Here is a 16,252-nt window from a genome sequence, read left to right on the forward strand (position 1 = left end):
ATGGATCGTCGTTAGCACTCATTGAGTGAGAGTGCCAGGAGGAAGAACGTGCCGACCTACCAGTACCAGTGCACCGAGTGCGGCGAGGGCCTTGAGGCCGTGCAGAAGTTCACCGACGACGCGCTCACCGAGTGCCCCAGCTGCCGCGGACGCCTGAAGAAGGTCTTCTCGGCGGTCGGCATCGTCTTCAAGGGCTCCGGCTTCTACCGGAACGACAGCCGCGGCTCCTCGTCGAGCAGCACCCCGGCGTCGGCGTCCTCGTCGAGCACGCCCTCCTCGACGTCGAGCAGCTCCGACAGCAAGTCGTCGAGCTCGTCCTCGACCACGTCCGGGAGCAGCTCCTCCTCGACCACGTCGAGCAGCAGCTCGGCCGCCTGACAGCCTTTCCCGCGTACCCCGCCGTCACCGACGGCGGGGTACGCGGCGTTGTGGCGCACATCACCACGGGCGGTCCGTCGGCGGATATGGTGACCCGCATGGCGGACGCGGAGATCGGCGTAATCGGCGGCTCGGGTTTCTACTCCTTCCTCGACGAGGTGGCCGAGGTCGCCGTCGAGACGCCGTACGGGCCGCCCAGTGACTCGCTCTTCCTCGGGGAGGTCGGCGGCCGGCAGGTCGCGTTCCTGCCCCGGCACGGCCGCGGTCACCACCTCCCGCCGCACCGCATCAACTACCGCGCCAACCTGTGGGCGCTACGCTCGGTCGGCGTCCGCCAGGTCCTCGGGCCGTGCGCGGTCGGCGGCCTGCGCCCGGAGTACGGCCCCGGGACGCTCCTCGTGCCCGACCAGATCGTGGACCGTACGAAGACCCGCGTGCAGACGTACTTCGACGGGGTGCCCCTGCCGGACGGCAGCGTCCCGGACGTCGTGCACGTCGCCTTCGCCGACCCGTACTGCCCGGCCGGCCGCCGGACCGCCGTCGACGCCGCCCGCGGGCGCGACTGGGAGCCGGTGGACGGCGGCACGCTCGTGGTCGTCGAGGGCCCGCGCTTCTCCACGCGCGCCGAGTCGCGGTGGCATGCCGCGCAGGGCTGGTCGGTGGTCGGCATGACGGGCCACCCCGAGGCCGTCCTGGCCCGCGAACTGGGCCTGTGCTACACCTCCATGGCCCTGGTCACGGACCTGGACGCGGGGGCCGAGGCCGGCGAGGGCGTCTCGCACGACGAAGTCCTGCGGGTCTTCGCCGAGAACGTGGGCCGGCTGCGCGAGGTCCTTTTCGACGCGGTCGCCGCACTCCCCGCGGCCACGGCGCGCACCTGCGCCTGCTCCCAGGTCCACGCGGACCGGGAACTGGGAATCGAGCTGCCGTGACTGTTCTGGCGAACGGCAGCGACCGCGCTCGCGGACACCCCGTGAGCCCCTTGCGGGTGAGGGAGTTGTCCACAACCGACGAGTAGCGGGGTCGGCCGTCCACAGGCCGCCGCGGGCTCCGCCGGATTCGGTCAGGGTGGTTCTCGTCCGACGCCCTGGCGCACCGACGCGGGGGCGTGCAATTCCCCTCTTTCCGGCGGTGAACGGCAATGCCCACCTCCTCCTACACCAATCCCCCGTTGCCCGCACCCCCGTTGTGTGAGGTTCCACACTTCGAGCCATTCCGCATTCGCGGTGCGCGGCGCTGTACGCCGACCCTGCCGAAGGCCCGGTGGTACGCCGTTTCCGCTGGCCTGGCCGCCATGGCGGCCGCCCTCGCCATCGCCTCACCGGGCGGTGAAACACGCGCTGAAGGCCCTTTCAGCAATTCCGTTCTACTGGCCGAAACGCATCAGGCACGCAAAACTGTGACGGATGGTGGGGCAGCCACCCGATGTCGCAATGTGGCGATTTCACCCCGTACGGCGGTAACGCCATGCTGACCCGTACTGACGCTCCGTCCAACCCCCGGTCCCTTTTGACCTCATGGACAGCTCTGCCCCACCTCGCCGTAAGTTGCGCCGATGCCTTCGAGAGGCACGGCGTCCGTAGTAAGCGTGGAAAGAGGCTGTCAGGTGAGCGACGAGAAGAACGGCGTGCTGCAGGGATTCAAGGAATTCCTGATGCGCGGCAACGTCATCGAGCTTGCGGTTGCCGTCGTGGTCGGAGCCGCGTTCACCAACATCGTGAACGCTGTGGTGAAGGGCGTCATCAACCCGTTCGTCGGTGCGCTCGGTTCGCAGAACCTCGACCACTACAAGAGCTGCCTCAGCGCCACCTGCCACCCGGACCCCAAGACCGGCGAATTCACCGACGGCGTCTACATCCTCTGGGGCTCGGTGCTCAGCGCCGCGCTGACCTTCCTGATCACCGCCGCGGTCGTCTACTTCCTCATGATCCTTCCGATGAACAAGTGGAAGGCGCGTCAGGAGGCCAAGAAGCCGGTGGACGACACCCCGGTGGAGCCGACCGAGGTCGAGCTGCTGGCGCAGATCCGCGACGCGCTGATCACCCAGCGCAACGGCTCGGCGCCCGGCGTGGGCTCCGGCGCGATCCCCGGCCCCGTCGCCGTCTCCACGGAGAAGTCGCAGAGCTGACGCGAGCCGCCGCTCCACGCCTCGGACGCGGCTCTCCGGAGCCGTCAGATGTGGTGGGGCGGCTTCTCGTCCAGAAAGCGCGCCAGATCGGCGGCGCTGCTGCTCCCGGGCCCGGGCCGCTCGCCCCATCCCCGGTCCGTGTCGTCCGCCGACTGCTGGTCCAGCGGATCATCGAAGATCAACGCGGCGGCCGCGGGCTTCGCGCCCCGGCGTCCGCCGGTCCCCGCGGGCGTGACCGGAGCCTGCGCGGCCTCTTCCGGCTCGTTCTCGGCTGCGGCGTCCGCGGTCTCACTCATTCCTCCAGGGTACGGCCACCACGTACGGTCCCCGGCGCCGCTGTGCCGGGCGCTGCCGCCCCGGGGGAGCGCTTCCCCGGGTACGGAGCGTACGTCCCGTCCGAAGGCCCGCCCGGTCCGCCCGGTCCGGCCCGCCGGTCTCCGTTACGCCCCCGTCAGGGACGACTCCCGGACGACGAGGTGGTGCGGGATGCGCGTGGCCCGGTCGGCCTTCTCACCGGCGAGTACGGCGACGAGGGTGTCGACCGCGCGGCCGCCCAGCTCCTCGAGGTCGAGGGCGACAGCGGTCAGCGGAGGGCTCGTGTACATCGACAGTTCCACGTCCTCGCAGCACACCACCGCGAGGTCTTCGGGGATGCGCAGTCCCAGCTCTCCGGCGGCACGCATCGCGCCGACGGCCATCGGCGCATTGGCCGCGACCAGCGCCCGGACCTCGGGCCGCTCCTGGAGCAGGCGGACGACGGCGCGCCGGGCGGGCTCGCTCTGGAACGCGCCGCTGAGGTACATCCAGTTCTGTGGCGCGCGGCCGGCCCGCCGGCAGGCGGTCAGGTAGCCCGCGCGGAGTTCGGCGGAGAGCGTGGAGGACCGGCGGCCGCCGAGGAAGGCCACCGGCCAGAGGTCCTGGTCCAGCAGGTGCCGGGTGGCCTCGGCGCCCATGGCGGTGTTGTCGCTGACGATGGCGGGCACGGCGGAGTCGTCGACGGCGGTGCCGGTGGAGACGACGAACACTCCGGCTTCCAGCACCGCGCCGATCGCACTGCGTACAGCGGGCGCCGTCAGATCGTCGGCCGTCGCGATCAGTACGCCGTCGACGCCTCGGTGCGGCAGCCCTTCGAGGAAGGCGGTGAGCCGGTCGGACCGGTTGTCCAAGTCGTAGAGCAGCACGCTGTAGCCATGCTTCTCCGCCGCCTTCTGGACGGCCTTCGTCAGCTGCCCGTGGAACGGCTGCGAGACGTCGCCGACACACAGCGCCAGCACGCCGAAGGCGCCGCGCCGCAGGTTCCGGGCGCTGACGTTCGGGCGGTAGCCCAGTTCCTCGATCGCGGCCAGGACCCGTGCGCGCTTCTCCTCAGCCACGGTCTCCGGGTGGTTGAGGACCCGCGACACGGTGGTGCGCGATACGCCCGCGCGCCGCGCGACGTCGCTGATCGTTGCCATGGGTCCGCCTGTCCGTCCGTGTCCCGCACCGCCGGGACGCCGGGCGGCGACGGGCTCAGCCTCTCATGGGCCCGCCCCCACCCGGGCGCCGACCGCCGCCCGGCCCGCACCAACCACCGCCCGGGCCGCACCAACCGCCGCGGGGGCAGCTCCCACCACCGCCCGGGGCGCCTCGGCGGTCACTCCGTGGCCTCCAGGACGTCGGCCAGCTCATCGGACGACCCCGGGCCGGTGAAGTCCAGCGTCACATCGATCAAGGCGTCGGTGGGGAGCGGGAATTCACCGGTGTAGGCCGGGGACACCTGGCTCACCGCGTCGCGCCCGACGTCGAGGCCGAATCCGGAGAGCCGGGCAGCGGTCATCGGGATCTCCGCCCCGGCGACCGCCTCCCCCGCCACTTCCAGTACCAGCCGTGCGGACCGGTCCTCCCGGCGCTCCAGAAGGAAGCCTGCCGTCACCTCGCCGGCCGGGAGGGGCCGGGGAGAGACGCACCGCACGTGCTCGTCGAGCAGCCGGTGTTCGAAGACCAGGTGCCGGTCCTGGAGGTACAGCACGTAGCCGCCCGCGCTGGTGCCGCTGGCCAGTACGACCCCGTCGGCGGCGCGACGCAGCCGGGCGGTCGCCCGCATCGAGCGATTGCTGCCCGTGATCCGGCAGGCGGCGGGGACATGGCCCGAGCCCGCCTCCAGGACCACCCGCCGGGCGCTCAGCATGCCCTGCCCGGTGTCCAGTGCGAGCAGCTCCTTCAGCGGCCGGTCGTCGAGGGGGAAGACCTCGTGGGTGGCGGCCTCTTCCTCCCACAACTCGCACAGCAGCTTGAGCTGCTCCGGCTCCGCCGCGGCCAGGTCGTGGCTTTCGGAGAAGTCGCGGGTGGTGTCGTAGAGCCGCCAGACGTCGTCCTCGTAGGGCGTCGCGGGGACATGCGTGGCGACTGCCTTCCAGCCCTGGTGGCGGATGGCGCGGTGTCCCAGCATTTCGAAGTACTGGGTCTCCCGGGGCGCCGGCGCGGTGGCGTCGGCGAACGTCCCGGCGATGCTGCGGCCGTCGAACGCAGCGCCGTCCGCCGGGATTCCGGCGAGCCCCAGCAGCGTTGGCGCCACATCGACGGCGTGCACGAACTGGTCGCGTATGCCGCCCGCGTCCGTGATGCCGCGCGGCCAGTGCACGACCAGCGGCACGCGGACGCCGCCCAGGTCGGTGTACTGCTTGTACAGCCGGAAGGGCGTGTTGCCGGCCGTCGCCCAGCCCTCGGGATAGTGGGCAGGGCCCTGCGGGCCGCCGAGCCGGCCGAGCCGGGAGAGTTCCTGCGCGACGCTCTGGCCGACGCCGTTGTACGGGGCGTTGACATCGACGGCGCCCTGCGGACCGCCTTCCCTGCTGGCGCCGTTGTCGGACATGACGAGCACGACGGTGTCCTCCAGCGCTCCCCACTCCTCCAGCGCCGCGACGACCCGGCCGAGCTGGGCGTCGGCGTGTTCCAGGAAGCCCGCGTACGCGGCCTGCAGGTGCGTGAACAGGGTCCGCTCGTCCTCGGTGAGGTCGGCCCACGGCCTCACACCGGGATTGCGCTCGGTCAGTTCGGTTCCCTCGGGCACGAGCCCCGCTTCGGTCTGGCGGCGCAGCCGGTCGGCTCGGGTACGGTCCCAGCCCTTGGCGAAGACGTCGAGGTACCGCTCGATGTACGCCTTCGGTGCCTGGAACGGGGCGTGCGTGGCTCCCAGGGCGAGCTGCAGGTAGAAGGGGCTGCCGGGCCGGTAGGTGCGGTGCTCGCGCAGATAGCCGATGGCCCGGTCGGCGAGGTCGGCGGAGAGGTGGTACTCCGGGTCCGGGTCCGGCTGGACCTGGTGGTTGTCCTCGTACAGCTCCGGCGCGTGCTGGTCGGTGCAGCCGTCCATGAAACCGTAGTACCGGTCGAAGCCGCGCGGCACGGGCCAGTTGTCGAAGGGGCCGGCCGGGGTGATCTCGTGGCCGGGGGTCAGGTGCCACTTGCCGACCAGGTAGGAGCCGTAGTCGGCGGTCCGCAGGTGCGTGGGGAGCAGCGGCACGTCGGGGTCCACCCGGCCGCGGGAGTTGGCGAAGCCGGTGTCGGTGTCCGCGATGAAGCGCATGCCGAGCTTGTGGTTGTTGCGGCCGGTCAGCAGGCAGGCGCGGGTCGGCGAACACATCGGTGTCACATGGAAGTTGGTGTAGCGCAGCCCGTCGGCGGCCAGCCGGTCGATGGTGGGGGTACGGATCTCGGAGCCGAAGCAGCCGAAGTCGGACCAGCCGGTGTCGTCCAGGATCACCATCAGGACGTTGGGGGCCCCAGCGCCTGGGGCCGCGGGCCACCACGGCGTGGAGTCGGCGGCGGTCCGGCCGACGCGGCCGGTCGGCGAGGGCTCAGGCGATGACACTGGTTCCTCCTGTGGAGCCGGTGGTGGGTTCCGGGTCGGCCACGCAGCGGAAGCCGGTGTGTCCGGTGCTGGTGTCCGGGGTGTTCGAGGTGCGGGCGGCCACGCGGTAGCGGTTGCAGTACGAGGAGTGGCAGAGGTAGGAACCGCCGCGGATGGCCTTCGCTTCGCCGCTCAGCGGGCCCTGCGGGTTGTCCCGGGTCTCCTGGGTGTCCGGCACGTGCCAGCTGGTGCTCCACCAGTCGGCGCACCACTCCCAGACGTTGCCGGCGACGTTGTGGAGGCCGTAGCCGTTGGGCCGGTACGACTTCGCGGGAGCGGTGCCGAGGTAGCCGTCCGCACCGGTGTTGTGGTCCGGGAACGCGCCCTGCCAGATGTTGCAGCGGTGCCGGCCGCGCGGGAGCAGCTCCTCGCCCCAGGGGTAACGCGCCTGGTCGAGGCCGCCGCGGGCCGCCCGCTCCCACTCGGCCTCGGTGGGCAGTCGCTTGCCGGCCCAGGCCGCGTATGCCGCGGCGTCGTTCCACGACACGTGCACGACGGGGTGTTGATCCAGCTGCTGGAGGGAGGAGCCCGGGCCGTACGGGGCGCGCCAGGAGGCGCCGGAGACGGCGAGCCACCACGGGGCCTGCGGGACGCCCTCCTGGCGTACGTACCGGCGGGCCTGCGGGTGGACGAGCGCGTAGAACACGAACGACCAGCCGTAGCGCTCCGCGTCGGTGACGTGCCCGGTGTCGCGGACGAAGCGGGAGAACTGCCGGTTGGTGACCGTGCAGGGGTCGATGAGGAAGGGGCGGGTGACCACGGTCCGCACCGGCCCCTCGCCGTCCGCGGGAAAGGCGTCGGGGTCGGCCCCTCCCATACGGAAGCCGCCACCCGGCACGGCCACCATCCCCGCAACGGCCGCCGCCCGCTTCACGCCCACAGCCGCGCCCACGCCCGGTACCGCCGTGTCCGCCACCGCCCCGCTCGCGGCCCCCGTCCCTCCGGGTTCCGCGTTCCGGGCGCGCGGGGCGCAGCACGCGCTCACGGCGTGCCCTCCACCGGCTTCATCTCGACCTCCTGCTGGGTTCCCAGTGCCGCACAGCTACCACCGACAAGCTCTGGTATCGATTCCAGAAAGCTAAGACACCCCCTCCTCGACGTCAACCTCCACCTACCGGCCGAGCCAACGAAACGCGTATCACCTGCGAACTTTCTCACGCAGGGCCATTGACAGACTCCAGCAATCAACCTCACGCTGCACTGGAATTGATTCCATAGCGTGGGAGGTGGGGGCGGTGAGCATGGACAGTGCGGTCACGGAAACACTCCGGCAGGCCGGGCATCCCTGGAAAGCGGCATTGGCCAGCGGGGTCGGCTCGATGCTGGAGTTCTACGACTTCTTCATCTACAGCCCGATGGCCGCGCTGGTCTTCGCCAAGATCTTCTTCCCGGCGAGTGCGCCCGGCACCGGCACCCTGCTGGCCCTGGCCACCTTCGCCGTCGGCTTCGTCGCCCGGCCCATCGGCGGCCTGATCTCCGGCCACTTCGGGGACCGCGTGGGGCGGCGCCCCATGCTCGTGGCGAGCTTCCTGTTCACCGGCGCCGTGACGTTCTCCGTCGGGCTGCTGCCCACGTACGGCCAGGTCGGCATCTGGGCGCCGATCCTGCTGGTGACGCTGCGCTTCTTGCAGGGCGTCGGGCTCGGTGGCGAGTGGGGCGGTGCGGCCCTCCTCGCGGTCGAGCACGCGCCGCCCGGCCGCAAGGCGTTCTTCGGCAGCATCGTCTCGGCGAGCGCGCCGGTCGGCGTCATCCTCGCCAACGGCGTCGTGGCGCTGCTGACCGCCGCGCTCACCGAGGAGCAGATGCTCGCCTGGGGCTGGCGACTGCCGTTCCTGGTCAGCGTGGTGCTCGTCCTCGTCGGGCTGGTGCTGCGCCTCAAGGTCGAGGAGAGCCCGGACTTCGCCCGTACGAAGAAGACCGCCCGTACGAAGGAGACCGCCCGTACGAAGGAGACCACGCGTGCGAAGGAGACCACGCACAGGAACGAGGCCGCGCGCACGGAGGACACCGGGCGGGCGGACGGGGACCAGCAGGCCGTTCGGCCCCCCGGCCGGGAGCGCGAGCGCGGACGTACGCCGGTGCTGGAAGCCGTCACCCGGTATCCGAAGCAGATCCTCTCCGTGATCGGCATCCATATCGGGCCCACCACGGTCGGCTTCCTCAGCGGCGCCTTCCTCGTGGGCTACGCCGAAGCCGTCATGGGCATCAGCGCGTCGGTGGCGCTGACCGGAAACATCGTCGGCAGCGTCGTCAATCTGCTGCTCACGCCGTTGGCCGGGCGCCTGGCCGACCGCTTCGGTCAGCGCGGCGTTCTCCTGACCGGTGGCGCGGCGGTCGCTCTGTGGGGCCTTCCGATGGTCTGGCTGCTCAATACCCACAGCGTGGCGGCGCTGTTCTGCGTCTTCATCGGCGGTTCGCTGACCCAGGCGCTGCTGTCAGCGCCGGAGCCGGCGTACTTCGCGAGCCTGTTCCCGCCCGAGGTCCGCTACAGCGGCATGTCCATCGGCTATCAGACCGCGACGATCCTCGGCGGCGGAGCGGGCCCCCTCATCGCACAGGCACTGGTCAACGGCGCCGGCGGATCGGTCCAGCCGGTCGGCTTCCAGGTGCTGGTCGCGGGCCTGCTGGTGCTGGCGGCGGTACTGCTCGTCCGTCCCCTCGCGGCACCCACGGACGGCACCGGACGCACGGGCCACGGCAGCACCACCCGTACCGGCAGCCCACAGCAGGCCTGAGGCCCAGGCCCCAGCCCTTACCCCGCGTCGAGAACCTCGTGCCACCAGCGATCGCGGCCGGGGTGCCAGGCCACGGGGCGGGGGCAGCGGTTCACGACCAGTACGGTCCGTACGTCCGTGCCGCCGCCCGACAGGGCCCGGTCGATCGTGGCCTTGACCGGACGCACCGCGCCGTCCCAGAAGGCGGCATCGGCGGTGATCACCACATTCGCGCCGGACTCCTTGACCCTGGCGGCGAGTTCAGGGGCCGTCAGCGACACCGGCAGGGTGCTGCGTACGGCGTCGATACGGCCGCAGGCGAGCGTGGCGATCACCGACTCGGGCACCAGGGGCAGGTGGACGGCCACCCGGTCGCCGGCGCGTACGCCGAAGCGGGTCAGGGCGGCGGCGGCCCGGGACGACCGGTCGAGGAGCTGACCATGGGTCAACTCCTCCACCCGCCCCGGCTCGCCGGTCCAGCTCAAGGCGATCTCCGTCGCTTGCGGGGCGAGGCACGAGTCGATGGGCTCGGAGGGCACGCGGCGCAACATGCGCCCAGCTTGGAGATCGTGGATCAACGTTTGTTGAACGTGCGATAGATGCCCCCACCAACGGAACCGGATCTCGGGATTCGATGGACTCGGTATCCGATGGACTCGGGATTCGGTGGACTCGGTGTCCGATGTCCGCCAGCGTGTATCCGCCCCGGGAGTCAGGCTCATGCCATGACGACTGCCACGACTGCCACGCCTGCCACCAAGGACGTTCTCGCCGGCATGTACGCCGCCGAGGCCCAGTACCTGGCCGACGGGGGCCCGGGCAGGGCCTCGTTCGACGTGCTCGCTCCCTATTTCTCGCCCGATGTCGTCCTCCATCAGGCCGACTCCCTGCCGTACGGGGGAACCTGGCGGGGGCACGACGGCATGGCGCGGTTCTTCGTCGCGATGAGCCGCGCCTGGGCGGCCTTCGACATGGTGGAGCAGGAGTTCCTCGACACCGGGGAGAGCGGAACCGCGGTGGTGCTCACCCAGGTACGGGCGACGGCACGGGCGACCGGCCGGGAACTCGTCTTTCCCATCCTGCAGACCCTCCGCGTCGAGGCTGGACGGATCGCGGAAGTGCGGCCCTTCTACTGGGACACCGCGGCCGTCGCCGCCGCCTGTACGTGACCGTCCGCGCCCTCGCCCCCACTCCCCACCCCTGGGAGGCTGAGCGGGAACCCGTCCACCGGACACCGTCCACGGGACACGTCCGCTGGACCCCGTCAACGGACACCGTCCGCTGGACCCCGTCCACGGGACCCCGTCCGGGCGCGCCGCGCCCCTCGGTTCAGGAGGCTCATATGTCCACGTCAGCCAGTCATCCGTCCCCGCAGCCCGCGGAGCGGTCGGCCCGGGTGCACCACCGCATCGTCGTCGTCGGCGGCGGTACCGCCGGGATCACCGTGGCCGCGCGGCTGCGGCGGGCCGGGGCGCCGGACGTTGCGGTACTGGAGCCGTCCGGTACGCACTGGTACCAGCCGCTGTGGACGCTGGTCGGCGGCGGCCAGGCGCCGCTGCGGGCGTCGTTACGCACCGAGGCCGAGGTCATGCCGCCCGGCGTGCACTGGCTGCGGGAGGCCGCCGTGTCCGTCGATCCTGCCGCGCGTACGGTCGGCACGGCGTCCGGGCGGACCGTGTCGTACGACCGGCTGGTGCTCGCGCCGGGGCTGCGGCTGGACCCCGACGGCGTGCCCGGACTCGCGCAGGCCATCGGGCACGACGGCGTGACCAGCAACTATCTGCCCGAACTGGCGCCGCTCACCTGGGATCTGATCCGCCGCATGAGGAGCGGGACCGCGCTGTTCACGATGCCGGCCGGGCCGGTGAAGTGCGGCGGCGCGCCGCAGAAGATCGCGTACCTGGCCGCCGACCACTGGCGCAAGCGCGGCGTGCTGGACCGCATCCGGGTCGTCCTCGTGCTGCCCGACACGGCGATGTTCAAGGTGCCGGAGTTCGGCCGGGTACTGGAGGACGTGGCCCTGCGGTACGGCATCGAAGTACGGCTGCGGTCGGAGATGGTGTCCGTGGACGGCGCGGCGCGCGAGGCCCTGATCGTGAACCACGCGACCGGCGACAAAGAGACGCTCTCCTACGACCTGCTGCACGCCGTCCCGCCGCAGGCCGCCCCCGAGTGGGTCGCCGACGGGCCACTGGCCGACCCGGCCTCGCCCTTCGGGTACGTGAAGGCCGACCCTGCGACGCTGCAACACCCGGACCACCCGGAGGTGTTCGCGCTCGGGGACGTCGCGAACCTGCCGACCTCGAAGACCGGCGCGGCCGTGCGCAAGCAGGCCCCCGTGGTGGTCGCCAACCTCCGGGACACGCTGCGCGGCCGCCCGCTCCGCGCCCGCTACGACGGGTACACGTCCTGCCCGCTGGTCACCGCGCGCCACAAGATGCTGCTGGCCGAGTTCGACTACGACCTGAAGCCCGCTCCCTCGCTGCCCTTCGTGGACACGACGAGGGAGCGGACGGACATGTGGTTCCTCAAGCGGTACGGGCTGCCGCAGTTCTACTGGCACCGGATGCTCAAGGGACTGGGGTGATGCTCAACGAACAGGGGTGATGCTCAACGAGCAGGGCTGATGCAGGCTTTCAGGGCCCGGCGGGCCGCCCCGCCGCCGTGACCGTGTCCGCGACGACGCAGCTGACGTTGTCCGGGGCGCCGGCCGCGTGGGCGAGCGCGATCAGGTCGCGCACCGCCTGTTCCGGGGTGCCGCAGGTGGCCAGTACGCGGCGCAGATCCGCGTCCGTGACCACGCCGTACAGGCCGTCGGAGCAGAGCAAGTAGCGGTCGCCGGGCCGGGCGTCGCGCAGCTTCACGTCCGGTACGGAGCGCTCGTCGTCCCGGCCGTCCAGCGCCCGCAGCAGCAGCGCCCGCTGCGGGTGCGCGGACGCCTCCTCGGGGGTGATCCGGCCCTCGTCGACGAGGGACTGGACGAGGGTGTGGTCGTGCGTGATGCGGAAGAAGCCGCCGTCGCGCAGCAAGTAGGCGCGGGAGTCGCCGACGTGCACCAGCGCCAGCCGGGAGCCGGTCCACAGCAGCGCGGTGAGGGTGGTGCCGCTGTCCTCGCCCGTGCTCCGCTCCGCCACGGCGCGGTTCGCCCGTCCCACCGCCTCGCTGAGGGTGTTGAGGATGTCGCCGGGGAGCGGGGCCGGGGCGCTCTCCACGGTGCGCAGCGCCTCGATCGCGGCGGTACCGGCGGCGGCCCCGTCCGCGCCGTAGCCGTCGGCGACCGCGAGCAGCCGGCTGTCCGCGTATGCCGTGTCCTGGTTGCCCTCGCGCACCAGGCCGGTGTCCGACAGGGCCGCGTACCGGATGCCGGTGATCGTCTCGTGGGTCATGGCCGGGTCCTCTCCGCTGAGCTGGTCGATGAGGAAGGCGGCCAGGTCCCGGCGGGCCGCGGTGTCCGCCTCGACCCCGGCCCAGTACGCCGCGAGCTCCGCGGCGGCCTCGGCCGGGGCCAGGTCGCACACCGTCCGGATACGGGCCAGCGGCATGCCGAGGCGGCGCAGCCACGCCACCAGGCGGGCCCGTTCGAGCTGGTCCCGGGCGTAGAAGCGGTAGCCGTTGAACGGGTCGACGCGGGCCGGGCGCAGCAGGCCCAGGTCGTCGTAGAGCCGCAGCGCCTTCGGCGACAGCCGGGAGGCGCGGGCGAAAGCCCCGATCGTCAGCAGACCGTCCTCCGCCACCCGTCACCACCTCCTGGTACGCCGCCTTCCAGGACCGACCCTGGGCCCTGCCCCAAGGGCAAGGTCAACGCCGGTGCCGTACGGCGGGCTTCAGGACTCCGACGGACCGGACCCCAGCCCGGTCAGCGCCGCGGCCACCAGTGCCCGCGTCCCCATCGACAGCGTCGGCTGCTGGACCGGCGCGAAATACGCCGAGTGGTTGGAGGGGATGTCCTGGGCGAGCCGGCCGGCCTCCATCGCCTTGCGGAAGGCGGCCGGGTCCCAGCCGCCGAGCCACCAGTAGTACAGCGGTGCGTCCGCCGCCGTGGCGAGCAGGCCCGCGTCCTCGCTGCCGGAGGCCGGGTCGAAGGGGAACAGCGCCTGGTCGCCGAAGAGGCCGGCGAAGGCGGCGTTGACCTCGCGCAGCGTCCCGGAGTCGTTGCGGGTGACGGGGAAGGTCGCGAGGGTCTCGGTCTCGGGGGCGCGCGCCGCGCCGGACGCGGCGGCCTCGGCGCGCGCGATCCGGTCGACGGCGGCCAGCACCCGGGCGCGTACCTCCTCGTCGAAGGTGCGGATGCTGAGCTGGACGGTGGCCCGGTCGGGGATGACGTTCGGGGCGTCGCCCGCGTGGAAGGAGCCGACGGTGACGACGGCCTGCTCCCTGGGCGCGGTCTCGCGGGCGACGACGGACTGCACGCGCTGCACGAAGGAGGCGGCCATCAGGATCGGGTCGACCGTGGTCTCGGGGCGGGAGCCGTGGCCGCCGGTGCCGTGGAAGGTGATGCGCAGGCTGTCGGCGGCGGCCATGCAGGCGCCGTCGTGGTACGCGATCAGGCCGGCCCCGAGCGGCGCGACGTGCTGGGCGAAGACCACGTCCGGCGTGGGGACCTTGCTGTAGAGGCCGTCGTCGATCATCTTCTGCGCGCCGCCGCCGTCCTCCTCGGCGGGCTGGAAGAGGACGACGAGGGTGCCGGACCAGTGGTCGCGCCCGGTGGCGAGCAGACCGGCCGCGCCGGCCAGGCAGGTGACGTGCACGTCGTGGCCGCAGGCGTGCATCACGCCCGGCTCGGTGGAGGCGTACGGAAGGCCGGACCGCTCGGTCACGGGCAGCGCGTCCATGTCGGCGCGGAGCAGGACCGTCGGTCCCTCGCCGTTGCGCAGTACACCCACCACGCCGGTGCGGCCGATGCCCGTGAGCACGTCATAGCCGTCGGCGGTCAGCCGGCGGGCGGCCTCGGCGGCGGTGCGGGTCTCCTGGAAGGACAGTTCGGGGTGCCGGTGGAGATCTTCGTAGAGGGCTTCGAGGTCCGCCATGCGGGCGTCGAGCGGGGCCAGGACCATCTCACGCGCACGATCGCTCATGTGCCGTATTCGATCACGGAACACCCATACGGGCACAGGGGCGCGGCCCGTCCGACGGCCGCCGCGTGCCACGCGGCGAGGCGGAAGGTACGGAGCGGTGGCCGGAGTTCGCGGGTGGTGCGAGAAGCGCCCGTGACAGGCGGGCCGGGCGCTGCCACGGTGGTCGTCCGGTGCGGGACGGTCGGACGGCTCGGCTCGGCCCGGACACCAGCTCTCACCTCTGGTGAGTGACGGGAGGCAGAAGTTGACCACGTCATCGACCGGCCGGCCCACCGGGCGGCCCGCGGACCGTCCGGCCGGCGGCCGGATGCCGGAGGACCCGGTCGCCTTTCTGATGGAGCACGCGCTGGGGCACCTGTTCTCCGCCGCCCTGCGCACCGCGGTCCAGTACCGCATCGCCGACCATCTCGCCGAGGGGCCGCGCACGGCCGAGCGGCTCGCCGAGGCCACCGGCACGGACGGCCCTCACCTGCGGCGCGTGCTGCGCTACCTCGCCACCCGGGACATCTTCCGCGAGGACGCGACCGGCGCCTTCCGGCTGACGCCGGCGGCGCAGCCGCTCCGTTCGGACGTGCCGCACTCCCTGCGGGACGCGGTGCTGATGATGACCGACGAGACATTCCTCCGGTCCTCGGCGGGGCTGGCGGAGACCGTACGGACCGCCGGGCCCTCCTTCGACCGGCTCTTCGGGGCGCCGCTCTTCGAGTTCCTGGCCGCCGACCCCGGGACGCGCGAGCTGTTCGACACGGGGATGGCATCGCTGTCCGGCCCGGTGGACGGGCTCGTCGCGGAGAGCTATCCGTTCCCCGAGGGCAGCACGGTGGTCGACGTCGGCGGCGGGCGGGGCGGGCTGCTGCGGTCCGTCCTGGAGCTCCACCCCTCGCTCTCCGGAGTGCTCTACGACCAGGAGCCGGCGATCGCCCGGCATCTGCTGGACGTACCGGAGCTGGCGGGCCGCTGGCGGGCCGAGGCGGGCGACTTCTTCGCCGCCGTACCGGAAGGCGGTGACGTCTACGTCCTCAAGCACGTGCTGCACGACTGGCCGGACGCGGCCTGCGTGGAGATCCTGCGGCGGGTCAGGGCCGCGGCCCCGGCGCACGGCCGGCTGCTGATCGTCGACTCGGTGCTGCCGCCGGGCAACGCGCCGCACTACGGCAAGGCGATGGACGTGGCGATGATGGCGGTACTCGACGGGAAGGAGCGGACCGCCGAGGAGTACGCCACGCTGCTCTCGGCGGCGGACTTCCGGCTGACCCGCGTACTGTCCACGCCCGCCTTCCCCTCGATCGTGGAGTCGGTACCGGCGGCGCGGCCGGCGCCCCGGGGCGCGGAGGGGGACGGACAGCGGCAGCCGTAGCCGCCCGCCGCCGCTGTTACAGAGCCAGCGCTGTTACAGGGCCACCGCCGTCGCCCGCAGCCGCAGTGCGGCCAGCGGTACGAAGCCACCGGCGCCGCCTCCGGTGTCGGCGGACGTGCCGTACAGGCGGCGCAGCATCGCGACCGCGATCCGTTCGCCCTGCGCCTTGGCGCGCTCGGCGCGCGGTCCGGTGTGCAGCCCGTCCACGGTGGCCTGCCACAGCTGCACCCAGCGTCCGAAGTGCGCGGCGGTCAGCGGCCGGATGCCGTGCAGGACGGCGTGCGCGGCGAAGACGTCGCCGCGGTACTCCGCGGTGCGGAACAGCGCCCGCTCCCAGAAGTCGGTGATCGTCGGCAGGTGCGCCGTCAGGTCGGTGCCCGCGACGTCGGTGAAGAACGGGCCGATCAGCGGGTCGGCGAAGGCGGCGGTGTAGAAGCGGCGCAGCAGCCGGTCGAGGTCGGGGCGGTCGGCGAGGTCCGCGCGGCCTTCCGGGGCTCGCCCCTCGGGGGCCTGCCCCGGCACCGGCCCCTCGGATACGCGCTGCTCAACCCGTATGCCCGACGGCACACCCCCGTCGCACGATTCCCTCACAGCCGGTCTCCTGCCACTCGCGCCGTCTCCGCCGTTCACCACGTCCCCGGCTTCCCATGGTGCCCGATGCCGCCGCGTCGCCCCGCGCACCACCGGGTACGGAATCCGGTCAACCCTCGCTGA

General features: G+C 72.4%; 15 protein-coding genes. 7 read left to right on the forward strand and 8 right to left on the reverse strand.

Annotated elements, in window-relative coordinates:
• Nucleotides 1–48: 48 nt before the first annotated feature.
• The 3 genes from ACZ4MH_RS15885 (at nucleotide 49) to mscL (ending at nucleotide 2,506) form a co-directional block, all read left to right on the forward strand.
• Entirely contained in the window at nucleotides 49–378 is a 330-nt protein-coding gene (locus tag ACZ4MH_RS15885) for an FmdB family zinc ribbon protein (RefSeq protein ID WP_351595569.1), read from the forward strand.
• 98 nt (nucleotides 379–476) lie between these two features.
• A complete protein-coding gene (locus tag ACZ4MH_RS15890) occupies nucleotides 477–1,310 on the forward strand; it encodes an S-methyl-5'-thioadenosine phosphorylase (protein ID WP_351595572.1) in 834 nt (277 codons plus the stop codon).
• Nucleotides 1,311–1,933: 623 nt separating this feature from the next.
• Nucleotides 1,934–2,506 carry a large conductance mechanosensitive channel protein MscL gene (gene mscL, locus ACZ4MH_RS15895; RefSeq protein ID WP_467754536.1) on the forward strand — a complete coding sequence of 191 codons (573 nt, stop codon included), beginning with the start codon at nucleotides 1,934–1,936 and terminating at the stop codon, nucleotides 2,504–2,506.
• A gap of 44 nt (nucleotides 2,507–2,550) precedes the next feature.
• Here the strand turns inward: mscL and ACZ4MH_RS15900 are convergent, their stop codons facing one another.
• The 4 genes from ACZ4MH_RS15900 to ACZ4MH_RS15915 form a co-directional block, all read right to left on the reverse strand.
• Nucleotides 2,551–2,802 (reverse strand): hypothetical protein, encoded by a 252-nt coding sequence (locus tag ACZ4MH_RS15900; RefSeq protein ID WP_351595578.1) that lies wholly within the window; start codon nucleotides 2,800–2,802, stop codon nucleotides 2,551–2,553.
• Nucleotides 2,803–2,946: 144 nt separating this feature from the next.
• Complete coding sequence (locus ACZ4MH_RS15905; protein ID WP_351595581.1) at nucleotides 2,947–3,960, reverse strand: LacI family DNA-binding transcriptional regulator; 1,014 nt, start codon at nucleotides 3,958–3,960, stop codon at nucleotides 2,947–2,949.
• Between the two features lie 179 nt (nucleotides 3,961–4,139).
• The gene (locus tag ACZ4MH_RS15910) at nucleotides 4,140–6,353 is read right to left on the reverse strand and encodes an arylsulfatase (RefSeq protein ID WP_351595584.1); all 2,214 of its coding nucleotides are present in this window, start codon (nucleotides 6,351–6,353) and stop codon (nucleotides 4,140–4,142) included.
• Nucleotides 6,340–7,239: a formylglycine-generating enzyme family protein gene (locus ACZ4MH_RS15915; RefSeq protein ID WP_351595623.1), complete on the reverse strand. Its 900-nt coding sequence runs from the start codon at nucleotides 7,237–7,239 to the stop codon at nucleotides 6,340–6,342. The genes ACZ4MH_RS15910 and ACZ4MH_RS15915 overlap by 14 nt, the downstream gene beginning before the upstream one ends.
• Nucleotides 7,240–7,633: 394 nt before the next feature.
• On the opposite strand from ACZ4MH_RS15915, the gene ACZ4MH_RS15920 reads away from it, so the two are divergent.
• Nucleotides 7,634–9,127 (forward strand): MFS transporter, encoded by a 1,494-nt coding sequence (locus ACZ4MH_RS15920; protein ID WP_351595626.1) that lies wholly within the window; start codon nucleotides 7,634–7,636, stop codon nucleotides 9,125–9,127.
• A 17-nt stretch (nucleotides 9,128–9,144) separates the two neighbouring features.
• On the opposite strand, the gene ACZ4MH_RS15925 is transcribed toward ACZ4MH_RS15920, so the two are convergent.
• The gene (locus ACZ4MH_RS15925) at nucleotides 9,145–9,645 is read right to left on the reverse strand and encodes an AMP-binding protein (RefSeq protein ID WP_351595587.1); all 501 of its coding nucleotides are present in this window, start codon (nucleotides 9,643–9,645) and stop codon (nucleotides 9,145–9,147) included.
• Between the two features lie 186 nt (nucleotides 9,646–9,831).
• On the opposite strand from ACZ4MH_RS15925, the gene ACZ4MH_RS15930 reads away from it, so the two are divergent.
• Together ACZ4MH_RS15930 and ACZ4MH_RS15935 are read left to right on the forward strand one after the other, a co-directional pair.
• On the forward strand, nucleotides 9,832–10,275 hold the full coding sequence (locus ACZ4MH_RS15930; RefSeq protein WP_351595590.1) for a nuclear transport factor 2 family protein: 444 nt from the start codon (nucleotides 9,832–9,834) through the stop codon (nucleotides 10,273–10,275).
• 173 nt (nucleotides 10,276–10,448) lie between these two features.
• On the forward strand, nucleotides 10,449–11,693 hold the full coding sequence (locus tag ACZ4MH_RS15935; RefSeq protein WP_351595593.1) for an NAD(P)/FAD-dependent oxidoreductase: 1,245 nt from the start codon (nucleotides 10,449–10,451) through the stop codon (nucleotides 11,691–11,693).
• Between the two features lie 49 nt (nucleotides 11,694–11,742).
• Here the strand turns inward: ACZ4MH_RS15935 and ACZ4MH_RS15940 are convergent, their stop codons facing one another.
• On the reverse strand, nucleotides 11,743–12,840 hold the full coding sequence (locus tag ACZ4MH_RS15940) for a MerR family transcriptional regulator (RefSeq protein ID WP_351595596.1): 1,098 nt from the start codon (nucleotides 12,838–12,840) through the stop codon (nucleotides 11,743–11,745).
• Nucleotides 12,841–12,930: 90 nt separating this feature from the next.
• Nucleotides 12,931–14,181 carry an amidohydrolase gene (locus tag ACZ4MH_RS15945; RefSeq protein ID WP_351595599.1) on the reverse strand — a complete coding sequence of 417 codons (1,251 nt, stop codon included), beginning with the start codon at nucleotides 14,179–14,181 and terminating at the stop codon, nucleotides 12,931–12,933.
• Nucleotides 14,182–14,488: 307 nt separating this feature from the next.
• Here ACZ4MH_RS15945 and ACZ4MH_RS15950 point away from each other — a divergent pair, with 307 nt between their 5' ends.
• Entirely contained in the window at nucleotides 14,489–15,538 is a 1,050-nt protein-coding gene (locus ACZ4MH_RS15950) for a methyltransferase (RefSeq protein ID WP_467754546.1), read from the forward strand.
• Nucleotides 15,539–15,571: 33 nt separating this feature from the next.
• Here the strand turns inward: ACZ4MH_RS15950 and ACZ4MH_RS15955 are convergent, their stop codons facing one another.
• Nucleotides 15,572–16,060 carry a group III truncated hemoglobin gene (locus ACZ4MH_RS15955; RefSeq protein ID WP_351595605.1) on the reverse strand — a complete coding sequence of 163 codons (489 nt, stop codon included), beginning with the start codon at nucleotides 16,058–16,060 and terminating at the stop codon, nucleotides 15,572–15,574.
• Between the last annotated feature and the right edge of the window lie 192 nt (nucleotides 16,061–16,252).

The sequence above is a fragment of the Streptomyces sp. NPDC026301 genome (genome assembly GCF_055567935.1).

What these genes read in the sequence shown, in the direction of transcription:
- ACZ4MH_RS15890 (WP_351595572.1), top strand. Translation starts at nt 477, where the DNA reads ATGGCGGACGCGGAGATCGGCGTAATCGGCGGCTCGGGTTTCTACTCC.
- mscL (WP_467754536.1), top strand. Translation starts at nt 1,934, where the DNA reads ATGCCTTCGAGAGGCACGGCGTCCGTAGTAAGCGTGGAAAGAGGCTGT.
- ACZ4MH_RS15900 (WP_351595578.1), bottom strand. Translation starts at nt 2,802, where the DNA reads ATGAGTGAGACCGCGGACGCCGCAGCCGAGAACGAGCCGGAAGAGGCC.
- ACZ4MH_RS15905 (WP_351595581.1), bottom strand. Translation starts at nt 3,960, where the DNA reads ATGGCAACGATCAGCGACGTCGCGCGGCGCGCGGGCGTATCGCGCACC.
- ACZ4MH_RS15915 (WP_351595623.1), bottom strand. Translation starts at nt 7,239, where the DNA reads ATGGTGGCCGTGCCGGGTGGCGGCTTCCGTATGGGAGGGGCCGACCCC.
- ACZ4MH_RS15920 (WP_351595626.1), top strand. Translation starts at nt 7,634, where the DNA reads ATGGACAGTGCGGTCACGGAAACACTCCGGCAGGCCGGGCATCCCTGG.
- ACZ4MH_RS15930 (WP_351595590.1), top strand. Translation starts at nt 9,832, where the DNA reads ATGACGACTGCCACGACTGCCACGCCTGCCACCAAGGACGTTCTCGCC.
- ACZ4MH_RS15935 (WP_351595593.1), top strand. Translation starts at nt 10,449, where the DNA reads ATGTCCACGTCAGCCAGTCATCCGTCCCCGCAGCCCGCGGAGCGGTCG.
- ACZ4MH_RS15945 (WP_351595599.1), bottom strand. Translation starts at nt 14,181, where the DNA reads ATGAGCGATCGTGCGCGTGAGATGGTCCTGGCCCCGCTCGACGCCCGC.
- ACZ4MH_RS15950 (WP_467754546.1), top strand. Translation starts at nt 14,489, where the DNA reads ATGCCGGAGGACCCGGTCGCCTTTCTGATGGAGCACGCGCTGGGGCAC.